This window comes from Pseudomonas sp. YuFO8 (assembly GCF_035065025.1).
Lineage (GTDB): Bacteria > Pseudomonadota > Gammaproteobacteria > Pseudomonadales > Pseudomonadaceae > Aquipseudomonas > Aquipseudomonas putida_AE.
On record NZ_JAXDEQ010000002.1, the window covers coordinates 21,544 to 35,635 of the forward strand.

General features: G+C 62.0%; 8 protein-coding genes and 1 pseudogene. 4 read left to right on the forward strand and 5 right to left on the reverse strand.

Annotated features, from left to right (window positions below):
• Positions 1-264: 264 nt before the first annotated feature.
• From SOP95_RS01930 to tpx, 5 genes are all read right to left on the reverse strand, one after another.
• Positions 265-1,728: an efflux transporter outer membrane subunit gene (locus SOP95_RS01930; RefSeq protein WP_274077330.1), complete on the reverse strand. Its 1,464-nt coding sequence runs from the start codon at positions 1,726-1,728 to the stop codon at positions 265-267.
• Positions 1,725-4,832 carry an efflux RND transporter permease subunit gene (locus SOP95_RS01935; protein WP_274077331.1) on the reverse strand — a complete coding sequence of 1,036 codons (3,108 nt, stop codon included), beginning with the start codon at positions 4,830-4,832 and terminating at the stop codon, positions 1,725-1,727. The genes SOP95_RS01930 and SOP95_RS01935 overlap by 4 nt, the downstream gene beginning before the upstream one ends.
• Positions 4,829-7,933, reverse strand: coding sequence for an MdtB/MuxB family multidrug efflux RND transporter permease subunit (locus tag SOP95_RS01940; protein ID WP_323605762.1), 3,105 nt, complete (start codon positions 7,931-7,933; stop codon positions 4,829-4,831). The genes SOP95_RS01935 and SOP95_RS01940 overlap by 4 nt, the downstream gene beginning before the upstream one ends.
• The gene (locus SOP95_RS01945) at positions 7,930-9,246 is read right to left on the reverse strand and encodes an MdtA/MuxA family multidrug efflux RND transporter periplasmic adaptor subunit (RefSeq protein ID WP_323605764.1); all 1,317 of its coding nucleotides are present in this window, start codon (positions 9,244-9,246) and stop codon (positions 7,930-7,932) included. Before SOP95_RS01945 ends, SOP95_RS01940 begins: the two co-directional genes overlap by 4 nt.
• 178 nt (positions 9,247-9,424) lie before the next feature.
• A complete protein-coding gene (tpx, locus tag SOP95_RS01950; protein ID WP_274077334.1) occupies positions 9,425-9,925 on the reverse strand; it encodes a thiol peroxidase in 501 nt (166 codons plus the stop codon).
• A 358-nt stretch (positions 9,926-10,283) separates the two neighbouring features.
• On the opposite strand from tpx, the gene SOP95_RS01955 reads away from it, so the two are divergent.
• From SOP95_RS01955 to SOP95_RS01970, 4 genes and pseudogenes are all read left to right on the forward strand, one after another.
• Entirely contained in the window at positions 10,284-10,709 is a 426-nt protein-coding gene (locus tag SOP95_RS01955; RefSeq protein ID WP_323605766.1) for a YciI family protein, read from the forward strand.
• 319 nt (positions 10,710-11,028) lie between these two features.
• Positions 11,029-11,820, forward strand: coding sequence for a hypothetical protein (locus tag SOP95_RS01960; RefSeq protein WP_274076948.1), 792 nt, complete (start codon positions 11,029-11,031; stop codon positions 11,818-11,820).
• Positions 11,821-11,834: 14 nt separating this feature from the next.
• A complete protein-coding gene (locus SOP95_RS01965; RefSeq protein ID WP_323605768.1) occupies positions 11,835-13,286 on the forward strand; it encodes a DUF1254 domain-containing protein in 1,452 nt (483 codons plus the stop codon).
• Between the two features lie 26 nt (positions 13,287-13,312).
• Positions 13,313-14,086 (forward strand): annotated as a pseudogene (locus tag SOP95_RS01970) (DUF1254 domain-containing protein); the annotation flags it as partial.
• Positions 14,087-14,092: the final 6 nt, after the last annotated feature.

The following is a 14,092-nucleotide window of genomic DNA, read 5'->3' on the forward strand; positions in this document are numbered from 1 at the left end:
CGATGAAACGCTTGTTTTAAGGTTTTACATTAACTCCGTCCACACTCGTGCCCCCCTGTAGGAGCCGGCTTGCCGGCGAAGGCGTCCTCGAACCTTGCGCCAGTCTTTCGGACGCCTTCGCTGGCAAGCCAGCTCCTACAGGTTTTGCGGTGATACATAGATCTTGTGGCATAACACACCCCCCTGTAGGAGCTGCCGCAGGCTGCGATCTCTTGACGTTGCCTTTAAAAATCAAGATCAAAGGATCGCAGCCTGCGGCAGCTCCTACAGTTGACCATCCCATCCGCCACCCAGCGCCGCAATCAGCTGCACACTGGCAATCAGGCGGCTCTGCAGCAGGTCCAGGGTGCTGCGTTCATTGCTCAATGCCGCGGCCTGGACCACCACCACATCCAGGTACGCGATCACCCCCGCCTTGTACTGGTTCTCGGTCAGGCGCAACGACTCGCGGGCTGCATCCAGCGCCTGCTGACGTACCACGGCTTCGTCCTGCAGCACCTTGAGCTGGACCAGGTAGTTCTCCACTTCGCGGAAGCCGTCGAGCACGGTCTGGCGGTATTTGGCCACGGTTTCGTCGTAGGCCGCTTCACTGCGGTCCACTTCCGCCGACCGCTGGCCGCCGTCGAACAAGGTCATGGCCAGTTGCGGGCCGACCGACCAGAAACGGTTCGGCAGGCTGAACAGGTCTTTCGAGGTGCTGCTGCTGTAACCGCCGTTCAAACTCAGGGTGAGATCGGGGTAATAAGCGGCCTTGGCCACCCCGATGTTGGCGTTGGCGGCGATGACCGAGCGCTCGGCCGAGGCAATGTCGGGGCGGCGTTCCAGCAGTTGCGAAGGCAGGCTCAATGGCACCGCCGGCAAGGCCGGGATGGTCTGGGTTTCCGCCAGGCTGAATTCGGCCGGCGGCAAGCCGATCAGCACGGCGATGGCGTTTTCCAATTGGGCGCGTTGCCAGATCAGGTCGACCATGTCCGCCTCGGTACCCTTGAGTTGCGTCTGCGCCTGGGCCACCGCGTCCTTGCCGGAAACCCCGGCGCGGTACTGGTTTTCGGTCATCTTCAGCGAGCGCTGGTAGGCCGCGACGGTCGCCTCAAGTAAACGTTTCTGCTCGTCGATCACCCGCAATTGCAGGTAGTTCTGCACCAGTTCCGACTGCTGGCTCAAGCGCATCGCCGCCAGGTCGGCAAAACTCGCCTGGGCATTGGCGGTGTCGGCTTCCAGCCCGCGGCGCAACTTGCCCCAGACATCCGCTTCCCAACTGACCCCGGCCTGGGCGGTGTAGGTGTCACGAATACCACTGGAGGAACTGGTCAGGCTGGAGCTGCTGCTGCCGGTGCCCTGGCTGGAGCGGTTTTTCCCCAGGGTCAGGTCCACCGTCGGAAAAAACGCACCCCGGGCGCTGCGCACCAGGGCCTGGGCCTGGCGGTACTGGGCTTCGGACTGGGCGACGGTCTGGTTGGCGCTGTTGAGCTTGTCGATCAGGCCATTGAGTTGCTGATCGCCGTACAGCTCCCACCACGCACCGCGAGCCAGGGAATCGCTCGGATTGGCCTGGCGCCAGCCGGCCGCTTCCTTGTACTGCGCAGGTTCCGCGGTTTGCGGGCGCTGGTAATCCGGGCCGACGGCGCAGGCACTGAGCATCGCCACGCACAGCGACAGGCTCAGCAAGCGCGAGCCACGGGCGGTGATCAGCGGTGTAGCCAGGTTGAACAGCGAACGGTCAGTCATAGCGGAGTTTCCAGGGCAGCATCGGTACGCACCCCACGCCAGCGGTTGAAGCGATGGCGCAGTTTGTCGAGATAGAGGTAAACCACCGGGGTGGTGTAAAGGGTCAGCACCTGGCTGAAGATCAGCCCGCCGATGATGGTCAGGCCCAGCGGCTGGCGCATTTCCGCCCCTTCGGCGCGGCTCAGCAACAGCGGCAAGGCGCCGAGGATCGCGGCCAGGGTGGTCATCAGGATCGGCCGCAAACGTTGCAGGCAGGCATTGCGAATCGACTCCAGCGGTGCCATGCCCTGATGGCGCTCGAGCTGCAACGCCAGGTCGATCATCAGGATGGCGTTTTTCTTCACCACGCCGATCAGCAGGAACAGGCCAAGCAATGAGATCAGGCTGAACTCACCGCCCAGGGCATAAATCGACAACAGCGCGCCGACACCCGCCGAAGGCAAGGTCGAGAGAATGGTCAGCGGATGAATGTAGCTTTCATACAGCACGCCCAGCACCAGGTACACCGCCACCAGCGCGCCGAGGATCATCCATGGCTGGCTCTTCTGGGTCGCGGCAAAGGCATCGGCGGTGCCGGCCATTTTCGCAATGACGTCTTCGGGCAGTCCCACCGAGGCAATGGCCCGCTCGATGGCGGCACTGCCCTGCTCCACGGTCACGCCTTCGGCCATGTCGAAGGCAATGCTTTCCGAGGCGAACTGGCCTTCGTGGCTGACCCGGTCGTCTGCCAGGCTGTTCTCGTAATGGGCGATGGTCGACAGCGGTATCCGCGCGCCGTCCGCGGTGATCACCTGCACCTGCTTGAGCGTGATCGGGTCCTGGGCGTACTTCGGATTGACCTCCATCACCACTTGATACTGGTTGAGGCTGTCGTAGATGGTCGAGATCTGGCGCTGGCTGTAGGCGTTGTTGAGCACCGCCGTGACCATGTCCATGTCCACCCCAAGGCGCTTGGCCTGGTCGCGGTCGACGATCAGCGTCACCTGCTGGGCACCCCGCCCTTCGCGGGCATCGATCGCGGTCAGTTCGGGCAGCGCCTTGAGGGCGGTCACCACTTTCGGATACCACTCGCGCAACGCGCCCAGATCCCCGCTTTGCAGGATGTAGGAGTACTGCGACGAGGTCTGTTCGCGGCCACCGCCAAACTGCAGGTCCTGGTCGGCCATCAGCATCAGTTGCGCGCCGGCGACCTTGGGCATTTCCTTGCGCAGGCGTTCGATGACCTTTTGCGCGGAGATACTGCGCTCCTTGATCGGTTTCAGGCGCACCAGCATGAACGCGTTGTTGGTGCCGTTGGTGCCTCCGATGAACCCGGCGACGCTTTCCACCGCCTCGTCCTTGAGCACGGCGCGGCGGAAGATCTCCATTTTCGGCTGCATCACGCTGAACGACAGACCATCGTCGCCGCGCACGAAACCGATCAGCTGACCGGTGTCCTGCTGAGGAAGAAACGTTTTAGGAACAACGATATACAACGCAACGTTAACGCCAATTGTCACAAACAGACTGAGCAGCGTCAGGCGCTTGTGACGCAGCACCCAGTCGAGGCTGGTGGCGTATTTGCCGACCATCCAGTCGTTGGCCCGCCGGCTCCAGCGCTGCAGGCGGTTTTCCTGGCCCGGTGTGTGTGGCTTGAGCCAGCGGGCACAGAGCATCGGCGTCAGGGTCAGCGAAACCACCAGCGACACCACGATCGCCGCCGCCAGGGTGATGGAGAATTCGCGAAACAGGCTCTCGATGATCCCGCCCATGAACAGGATGGACAGGAACACCGCCACCAGCGAGACGTTCATCGACAGCAAGGTGAAGCCGACTTCCTGGGCGCCGAGGTACGCCGCCTTCATCGGCCGCACCCCCGCGTCGATGTGCCGGGAGATGTTCTCCAGCACCACGATGGCATCGTCCACCACCAGCCCGGTGGCCAGGATCAACGCCATCAGCGACAGGTTGTTCAGCGAGAAACCGTAGAGGTACATCACGGCAAAGGTGCCGACCAGCGACACCGGCACCGCCAGGGTCGGGATCAGCGAGGCGCGGAAGTTGCCGAGAAACAGGAACACCACCAGGATCACCAGCGCCACGGCGATCAGCAGGGTCATTTCCGCTTCGTGCAGCGTGGCCTTGATCACCGGCGAGCGGTCCATGGCCAGGTTCAGCTTGACGCTGGCCGGCAGTACGGCCTGCAACGCCGGTAACTGGGCCTTGATCTCGTTGACCGTCTCGATGATGTTGGCCCCGGCCTGGCGGTTGATCACCAGCAGCACCGCCGCATCGTCGTTGAAGAAGCCACTGTTGTAGCGGTCCTCGACGCCGTCGCTGACCTTGGCCACGTCCTTCAGGCGCAGGGCGGCACCGTCCGCGTAGTGGATGATCAGCGACTCGTAGTCCTTGGCCTTTTCCAGCTGGTCGTTGGCCTGCACCTGCCACAGCCGCTGGCCATCCTCCACCGAGCCCTTGGGCCGGCGCACGTTGGCATTGGCGATGGTGTTGCGCACATCGTCCAGGGCCACGCCGTATTGGTTGAGCGCGTGGGGTTCGAGCTCGATGCGCACCGCTGGCAGGGAGCTGCCGCCGATCTGCACTTCGCCGACGCCCTGCACTTGCGACAGGCTCTGGGACAGGATGGTCGACGCCAGGTCATAGAGCTGGCCTTTTTCGAGCACGTCCGAGGTCAACGACAACACCATGATCGGCGCCTGGGACGGGTTGACCTTCTTGTAGGTCGGCATGCTGCGCATGCCGCTGGGCAGCAGGTTGCGCGAGGCGTTGATCGCCGCCTGCACTTCCCGCGCCGCGCCGTTGATGTCGCGGTCCAGGTCGAATTGCAGGATGACCCGGGTCGAGCCCTGGCTGGAGCGGCTGCTCATGGTGTTGACCCCGGCGATGGCGCCGAAGGAACGTTCCAGCGGCGTGGCCACGGTGGAAGCCATGACTTCCGGGCTGGCGCCAGGCAGGCTGGCCTGGACCACGATCACCGGGAAGTCCATCTGCGGCAACGGCGAGACCGGCAACAGGCCGAAACTCACGCCGCCCAGCAGCATGATCGCCAGGCTGAGCAACATGGTTGCCACCGGGCGCTTGATGAAAGGACCGGAGAGGTTCATGGCTGCTCTACCGCTTCCACGGCTTCAGGCTTGCGACCCCAGCGCCGACCGAGGCGGTCGAAATACAGGTAGATCACCGGCGTGGTGAACAGGGTCAGGACCTGACTCAACAGCAAGCCGCCGACCATCACCAGACCCAAGGGTTGCCGCAATTCCGCGCCGGAACCGGTGGCCAGCATCAACGGCACCGCGCCGAACAAGGCTGCCAGGGTGGTCATCAGGATCGGCCGGAAACGCAACAATGCCGCCTGATAGATCGCCGTTTCCGGATCCATGCCCTGGTTGCGTTCGGCGTCGAGGGCGAAGTCGATCATCATGATCGCGTTCTTCTTGACGATGCCGATCAGCAGGATGATGCCGATGATCGCGATCATCCCCAGGTCATTGCCGCTGAGGATCAACGCCAGCAAGGCGCCGACCGCCGCCGAGGGCAAGGTCGAGAGAATGGTGATCGGGTGGATGTAGCTCTCGTAGAGCACGCCCAGCACGATGTACATGGTCACCACCGCCGCCAGGATCAGCAGCAAGGTGCTCGACAGCGACGCCTGGAACGCTTCGGCCGCGCCCTGGAACTGGGTCTGCACGCCAATCGGCATGCCGATGTCCTGCTGCACCTGTTCGATGATCTCCACCGCATGCCCCAGCGCCACGCCGGGGGCCAGGTTGAACGACATCATCACCGCCGGGAACTGGCCGATGTGGGTGATCGCCAGTTGCGCCTGGCGCTCTTCGATATGCGCCAGGCTGGACAGGCGCACCTGCCCGCCATCGGTGGTCTTGACGTGGATCTGGTCCAGCGCCTGCGGACCGATCTTCTCGCCGGACTGCGATTGCAACACCACGCGGTATTGGCTGGCCTGGGTGTAGATCGTGGATATCTGCCGCTGCCCGAAGGCGTCGTACAGCGCATCGGTGATGTTCGACACCGACACCCCGACCCGCGACGCGGCGTCGCGGTCGATCACCAGGTAGACCTGCAAGCCCTTGTCCTGCAAGTCGCTGGCCACGTCGGTCAGCTCCGGCCGTTGGGCCAGGGCTTCGACCAGGCGCCCGCTCCACAGGCTGAGCAGTTCGGAATCCGGCGACGACATGCTGAACTGGTACTGCGTGCGGCTGACCCGATCTTCGATGGTCAGGTCCTGCACCGGTTGCATGAACAGGCGGATGCCCACCAGTTTGTCCAGTTCCGGCTGCAAGCGCGCGATCACTTCAGTAGCGCTCAGGTCGCGGTCGCTGTGGGACTTGAGGTTGATCAGCAACCGACCGCTGTTGAGTGTCGAGTTGTCGCCGTCGACGCCGATGTAGGACGACAGGCTCTCGACCGCCGGATCCGCCAGGATCACCTTGGCCAGCTCCTGCTGGCGCTCGCTCATCGCGGCGAAGGAAATCGACTGCGGTGCTTCGGAAATGCCCTGGATCACCCCGGTGTCCTGCACCGGGAAAAAGCCTTTGGGCACCACCATGTACAGGAACACCGTCAGCGCCAAGGTGCCAATGGCCACCATCAGCGTCAACGGCTGGTGCTTGAGAACCCACTTTAACTTTCGCCCGTAAGCCGCGATCATCCAATCAATTGCTGCGCCACTTGCGCGGTAGAAACGGCCTTGCTCTTCTTCCTTGGGTTCACGCTTGAGCAACCGCGAGCACATCATCGGCGTCAGGGTCAGGGACACCACCAGGGAAATCAGGATCGCCACGGCCAGGGTGATGGCGAACTCGCGGAACAGCCGCCCCACCACATCGGCCATGAACAGCAGCGGGATCAGCACGGCGATCAGCGACAGGGTCAGGGAAATCAGGGTGAAGCCGATCTGCTTGGCGCCCTTGAGCGCCGCGTTCAATGGGCTGTCGCCCTCTTCGATGAACCGGGAAATGTTCTCCAGCATCACGATCGCATCATCCACCACGAAGCCGGTGGCGATGGTCAGGGCCATCAGGGTCAGGTTGTTGACCGAAAAGCCGGCCAGGTACATCACGCCGAAGGTGCCGATCAACGACAGCGGCACGGCCACCGACGGAATGATCGTGGCACTGGCCCGGCGCAGAAACAGGAAGGTGACCATCACCACCAGGGCGATGGCGATCAGCAGTTCGTGCTGCACGTCGGTGACCGAGGCGCGAATGGTCTGGGTGCGGTCGGTCAGCACGGTGACATCGAGGCCGGCCGGCAGGTTGTCGGTGATGCTCGGCAGCAAGGCCTTGATCCGGTCCACCACTTCGATCACGTTGGCCCCTGGCTGGCGCTGGATGTTCAGCAACACCGCCTGGTTTTCATTGGCCCAGGCCGCCAGGCGTTCGTTCTCGGCGCCGTCGACGATTTCTGCTACGTCCTTGAGCCGCAACGGCGCGCCGTTGGCGTAGGCCAGGATCAGGTTGGCGTAATCCTTGGGCGAGGTCAGTTGATCGTTGGCATCGAGCATCGACACCCGGGTCGGGCCATCGAAGTTGCCTTTTGGCTGGTTGACGTTGGAGGCGCCGATCAGGGTGCGCACGTCCGACAGGTTCAGGCCGTTGGCCGCCAGGGCCTCGGGGTTGACCTTGATCCGCACCGCCTGGCGCTGGCCACCGGCAATGCTGACCATGCCGACGCCGCTGATCTGGGCGATTTTCTGCGCCATGCGGGTGTCGACCAGGTCATTGAGCTTGGGCAACAGCATGGTCTTGGAGGTGATTGCCAGGGTCAGCACCGGGGTATCGGCCGGGTTGACCTTGTTGTACACCGGCGGTGCCGGCAAATCCTTGGGCAGCAGGTTGGTCGCGGCGTTGATCGCCGCCTGCACCTGTTGCTCGGCGACGTCCATGTTGATGTCGAGGCTGAAACGCAGGGTCAGCACCGAGGCGCCGCCGGAGCTGGTGGACGCCATCTGGGTCAGGCCGGGCATCTGCCCGAACTGGCGCTCGAGCGGCGCGGTCACGGCACTGGTCATGACATCCGGGCTGGCGCCGGGATACAGGGTCATGACGCGAATGGTCGGGTAATCGACCTGGGGCAAGGCCGACACCGGCAGCAGGCGATAGGCGATCACGCCGGCCAGGATAATGGCCAGCATGCTCAGGGTGGTCGCAACCGGGCGAAGGATGAACAGCCGCGAGAGATTCATGCGCCGCCCTTTTTCGCCTTGTCGGCAGGTGCCGGTTCAGTCGTGGTGGCCGCGGATTTGCCCTGCAGGTGGCCGGCGGGGTTAGTCGGCACTTGCTGCGGGTCGTTGACCACTTCCACATCGCTGCCGTCCTTGAGGCGGTCGGTGCCCTCCAGCACCACCCGATCACCGGCGGACAGGCCTTCGGTGACCACGGTGTTCTCGCCGTCGCTGGCACCGATCTTCAACTGACGGATCTTGACCTTCTTGTCGCCATCCAGGGCATAGACGAAGGTGCCGTTGGTGCCGAACTGGATCGCTGCGGATGGCGCGAGCACCACGCCTTTGAGGGTGTCCGCCAGCAGGCGCACATTGACGAACTGATTGGGGAACAGCGCCTGGTCGCGATTTTCGTAGCGCGCCTTGAATTTCAGGGTGCCGGTGGTGACGTCGATCTGGTTGTCCAGGCTCTGCAGCACGCCGGTGGCCTGCAGCTTGGTGTCGCCACGATCCCAGGCCTCGGCCGGCAGCTTGGCACCGCTGCGATAGCGGGCCAGCACCACGTCGAGGCTGTTTTCCGGCAAGGTGAAGGCCACGCTGATGGGCTGGGTCTGGGTGATGATCGCCAGCGCGGTGGTGTCGTTGGCCGCCACCAGGTTGCCGACGTCCAGCTGGCGCAGGCCGACACGCCCGGCAATGGGTGCGCGGATGCGGGTGAATTCCAGATTGAGCTTGGCGTCGTTGACCGCCGCCTGGTTGGTCTTGACCGTGCCCAGGTACTGACCGACCAGTGCCACGGCGGTGTCCAGGGTTTGCTTGGCGATGCTGTCCTCACGGTACAGGCCGGTATAGCGCTCGACATCCACCTGGGCGTTTTTCAACTGTGCCTGGTTCTGCAGCAAGGTGCCTTCAGCCTGGAGCAAGGCGTTCTGGTAGGGACGCGGGTCTATTTCAGCCAGCAGGTCACCCGCCTTGACCATCTGCCCTTCCTCGAAATAGATCTTCATCAACTCACCACCGACACGGCTGCGCACGTTGATGGTGTTCAGCGCCGTCACCGTGCCCAGCGCCTTGTAATACAGCGGGAAATCCCCCGTGACCGCCGGCGCCACACGCACCGGCACAGGCCCTGCCGCGCCGCCAAACCCCGGCCGCATCCCGCCTGACCTGCCGGTGTGCCCGGCCACGGCTTTTTGCCCCGCACCCTCTTTCGGCGCAGCGCTGCCCGGCCAGAATTTCCAGCACAGGGCGGCGATGACCAACAGGACAAGCAGGCCAAACAGCCAGCGACGAGGACTACGGGAAGCGGAGGATTGCATTGAGTGATCAACCATTGGGCGCGTGGGCTTGTTTTACATGAGGCTGAACGATAAGCACTGGTGGGTCATAAGCAAAGCGCCTTTACCGGCAATTTACCTTCGGCTTACGTAACAGGAGAGATATCCAACATACTGAAACACAAATGAAAACGGCCTGGACAGGGCCAGGCCGTTAACAATTGTAATGCTTTACTTACTTCAGAGCGGCGAGCGCGGCTTCGTAGTTAGGTTCTTCAGCGATTTCCTTGACCAGCTCGCTGTGCAGCACGTTGTCGTTTTCGTCCAGTACCACCACGGCACGGGCGGTCAGGCCTTTGAGTGGGCCGTCAGCAATGGCCACGCCGTAGTTCTCGATGAACTCGGCACCGCGCAGGGTCGACAGGTTCTGCACGTTTTCCAGGCCTTCGGCACCGCAGAAGCGAGCCTGGGCGAACGGCAGGTCAGCGGAGATGCACAGCACCACGGTGTTGGCGACATCGTTGGCCTGGGCGTTGAACTTGCGCACGGAAGTGGCGCAGGTCGGGGTATCGACGCTTGGGAAGATGTTCAGCACTTTGCGCTTGCCGGCGAAGTCTTGCAGGGTGACGTCGGACAGATTGCCGGCCACCAGGGAAAAGGCTGGCGCCTTGGAACCGGCTTGTGGCAGTTGGCCGTTGACTTGAACCGGGTTGCCTTTAAGAGTGACTTGAGCCATGAACGGAGTCCTTCTGAACGTTGGTGGTGGAGAATTTTGAAGAGGCAGAAGTTAACCACGAAATTGTCCGACGACCTATGGCCAAACATAAATTGTCATGCTTCGGCGCACAGAATTGCATACAACCCTTGACCCGCCCCTGCCCCCCCTGTTTCCTGTTTCCCTGTAGGAGCTGCCGAAGGCTGCGATCTTTTGATCTTGATCTTCGAAGCGATAAAGTCAGGTCAAAAGATCGCAGCCTGCGGCAGCTCCTACAGGGATCGGTGTGTACCCAGGAATTTGTTGGTACAGCGTTGTCGATTTGGCCGGTGATCGTTCGACTATAACTGAACCATCCAAATCCAACGGAGACTCCACCATGCGTTTCATGATCATCATCAAAGCCAGCCAGGACTCCGAAGCCGGCATCATGCCCGGCACCGAACTGCTGACCGCCATGGGCAACTACAACGAGGAACTGGCCAAGGCCGGCATCCTCCTCGCCGGCGAAGGCCTGCAGCCGAGCAGCAAAGGCGCCCGCGTGCGCTTCGCGGGCGACAAGCGCACGGTCATCGACGGCCCCTTCGCCGAAACCAAGGAACTGATCGCCGGTTTCTGGCTGTGGCAAGTGAAGTCCAAAGAAGAAGCCATCGAATGGGTCAAGCGTTGCCCCAACCCGATGCCAGGCACCGAAGCCGAGATCGAGATTCGCCAGGTATTCGAATTGGAGGATTTCGGCGAAGAGTTGACACCGGAGTTGCGCGAGCAGGAAGAGCGGGCGTTCGGGCAGGGGAAAAAGAGCTGAAGGTTACAGCAAATACCCAGACGCCTCGCGCCTGCAGGTAGCAACCTCTTGCAGGCGCGAGCCTTGCCACCAAAGCGCGCCCCAATACGCCAGCTTCTAATTACTCCCCGCAACCCCCTGATTCGTATCAACTTTTTAGTACACAAAATTAATACGAACCCGCACACAAAACCAAAGAATTAACCCCTTCGACTAGCGAATCGCTGGTTAACTGCTAGCGTCTACAGACATATCCTACAGGCTGATAGGAAAGAGCTTACGCAGTAACGGCCGCCAAGTGCCGAGTCATCCAAATGAGCCACCAAGGAATCGGGGAATCATGTTGAACAAACCGGGGACGCGCGCCTTTTTTTTGGCGACCTTGCTTGCGCCTGTTGTTTGCGCCCAGGCGGATAACGCCGAGACCGCCAACAAAAGCAACAACCCGCTGAATTTCGCCCCGGGCATGAGCGCTCAGGACTACTACACCCCGAAGTACTACGACACCAACATCCATACCAATGACCTGCTGATACGCGGCACCCTGCCGATTGCGCCCAACGACTACATTAGCGTGCCGCAGTTGATACGCGCCACGGCGCCGATCAGTACCCACCCGGACCCGAACAGTGGCTACAGCACCGGCGAAGGTGACCTGAACCTGTTCGATATTTTCCTGGTGAAGACCGAAGGCGTGCAGTTGGGCATCGGCCCGATGATCACCGCCCCCACTGCCGACCAGGACGAGCTCGGTACCGGCAAATGGCAAGCCGGTCTGGCCGCGGTTGCGATCGACTCTTCACCCCGCGGCCTGTTGGGCGCGCTGGTGCAATACCAGAGCTCGTTCGCCGGCGACCACGACCGGCCCAACGTCGAAAGCGCAACGATGCAGCCCTTCATCATCCATAACCTGGAAAAGGGCTGGTACCTGCGCTCCACCGGCATCTGGACCTTCGACCTGAAGAACGACACCCACTACATCCCACTCGGTTTGGGTGGTGGCAAAGTGTGGAAGGACGGGTCCAATATCCTCAACGCCTTCATCGAACCGCAATGGACCGTCGAGAAAAAAGGCGATGGCATGCCGCAATTCACCCTGTTCGTCGGCCTCAACGCCACTTTCGGTAAATAAGGAATCCCCCGCCTATGCACGGTGCCATTCGCGCAGCCGGTTTCAGCCTGATGACGATGTTCGTCAGTTGCGGAGTGGGTGCCCAGGAACTGGACACCCGGATCGGCAAGATCGCCATGGAAGGCGAACTGCCCGCCCATGACGCCATTGCCAAACTCTATGCCGAACTGGACTTCCAGCAGGCGACCCAGAGTTATCTGTGGGCCTTGCCGCTGGTGTCCTACGCACAATGGCAGGAACAATTCCGCGACAAGCTGGGCGCCCACAATGGCGACCTGATGGTGCTCGACAGTTATGAAGACAAGCTTGGCGTCATCACCGCCAACGCCACCACACCCTACATCCTGGGTTTCGTCGATCTGAATGAAACCGGGCCGCTGGTGATCGAACTGCCCCCTGGCCCCACTGCGGGTGGTATTGGCGATTTCTGGCAACGGGCGATCATCGACATGGGCCAGACCGGCCCGGACAAAGGCAAGGGCGGCAAATACCTGGTGCTGCCACCGGGCGCCGAGCCACCGGCCGATGCAGGCCAGTATTACCTGGCCAGGTCACAAACCATGAACGTGCTGGTAGGTTTTCGCGTGCTCGACCCCGACCCGGCCAAGGGCAAGGCACTGGTCGAGCAATTCAGGATGTACCCCTACGCCAAGCGTGCGGAGCCCAGCCAGACCAAACTGCTCTCCCCCGGCGGCAAAGCCTGGTCCGGCACCCAGCCACGGGGCATGGCCTACTGGGAACGCTTGCACCAGATCATCCAGAAAGAACCGGTCAACGAACGTGATCGCTTCTACATGGCCATGCTCGCGAGCCTTGGCATCGAGAAGGGCAAACCGTTCAACCCGACCGATGTCCAGCGCAAGGCCCTGGAACAAGGTGCACAAGTCGGCGAGCTGATTGCCAAGGCCAACACCTTCGCCAAGCGCTTTCCCGGTGCCCAGTACTGGCCGGACCGGCAGTGGGACACGGTGTTGAACATCGCCGACCCTTCCCAGCGCGTCGCTTACTACGACCAACTGTGGGAACGCAGTGCCTGGTTCTACGAGGCGGTCACCAACACCAAGGGCATGGTTTCGAAAACCCCGGGCCTGGGCCAGACCTACCTCGGCGCCTACACCGACGCCAAGGGCAACTGGCTCGACGGTGCCAAGAGCTATCGCCTGCACGTCGGCGCCAACCCGCCGGCCAAGCAGTTCTGGTCGATGACGGTGTATGACATCGACAGCCGCTGCCTGATCGACAACCCGCAGCGCAAGGCCGACCTGTCGTCGCGCCAGGATCTGAAAAAGAACGCCGATGGTTCGGTAGACCTGTACTTCGGCCCCACCCCGCCAAAAGGCTTCGAGAGCAACTGGGTACAAACCCTGCCGGGCAAACACTGGTTCAGTTATTTCCGCCTGTATGCCCCGACCCTGGCCTACTTCGACAAGAGCTGGAAACTCGACGACATCACGGCCGTGGAATGACGCCGCGTGTTCATTAAGGAAGTGTCATGAATAACCGCATTCTGTTATCCGCCCTTGTACTCACCTTGAGCAGCAGTGCCTGGGCCGATTTCACCGCCACCCCGGAAGAAGCCCGGGGCATCGCCAAGGAGGCCTACCTGTACGGTTTCCCGGTGGTGGAGATGTACAAGACCCTCTACACCCAGGCCGTGGACAAGCAGAGCCCGAACTTCAAGGCGCCGTTCAACCAGATCGGCAACACCGCCAAGGCGCTCACCGCCAAGGACACCGCGTTCGTCACGCCGAATGCAGACACCCCCTACTCCTTCGTCTGGATGGACCTGCGCGCCGAGCCGGTGGTGCTGACCCTGCCGCCCATCGAAGAGCATCGCTATTACTCGGTGCAATTGATTGACGCCTACACGCAGAACTTCGCCTACCTGGGCACCCGCAGCACCGGCAACAACGGCGGCCATTTCATGATTGCCGGCCCCAATTGGCAAGGCCGGCAGCCGCTGAACATCGACCGCCTGCTGCGCAGCGAAAGCAACATCGCCTACGCGCTGTATCGCACGCAGTTGTTCGATGACAAGGACCTGGCCAAGGTCAAGCAGATCCAGAAGGGCTACAAGGTTGAAACCCTCAGCCACTACGACAAGCAAAAAGCCCCGCCTGCCGCGCCGAAGGTCGATTGGCCGAAACCCACGCCGACCATGAGCGACACCCCGGACCTGTTTCGCTACCTGAATTTCATGCTGTCGTTCGCCCCGCCCCAGGACGTGGAAAAAGACCTGCTCGGGCGTTTCGCGAAAATCGGCATCGAAGCC

Excerpts from the sequence above, each read along its gene's own strand:
- SOP95_RS01930 (WP_274077330.1), bottom strand. The coding sequence starts at position 1,728 with ATGACTGACCGTTCGCTGTTCAACCTGGCTACACCGCTGATCACCGCC.
- SOP95_RS01935 (WP_274077331.1), bottom strand. The coding sequence starts at position 4,832 with ATGAACCTCTCCGGTCCTTTCATCAAGCGCCCGGTGGCAACCATGTTG.
- SOP95_RS01940 (WP_323605762.1), bottom strand. The coding sequence starts at position 7,933 with ATGAATCTCTCGCGGCTGTTCATCCTTCGCCCGGTTGCGACCACCCTG.
- SOP95_RS01945 (WP_323605764.1), bottom strand. The coding sequence starts at position 9,246 with ATGGTTGATCACTCAATGCAATCCTCCGCTTCCCGTAGTCCTCGTCGC.
- tpx (WP_274077334.1), bottom strand. The coding sequence starts at position 9,925 with ATGGCTCAAGTCACTCTTAAAGGCAACCCGGTTCAAGTCAACGGCCAA.
- SOP95_RS01955 (WP_323605766.1), top strand. The coding sequence starts at position 10,284 with ATGCGTTTCATGATCATCATCAAAGCCAGCCAGGACTCCGAAGCCGGC.
- SOP95_RS01960 (WP_274076948.1), top strand. The coding sequence starts at position 11,029 with ATGTTGAACAAACCGGGGACGCGCGCCTTTTTTTTGGCGACCTTGCTT.
- SOP95_RS01965 (WP_323605768.1), top strand. The coding sequence starts at position 11,835 with ATGCACGGTGCCATTCGCGCAGCCGGTTTCAGCCTGATGACGATGTTC.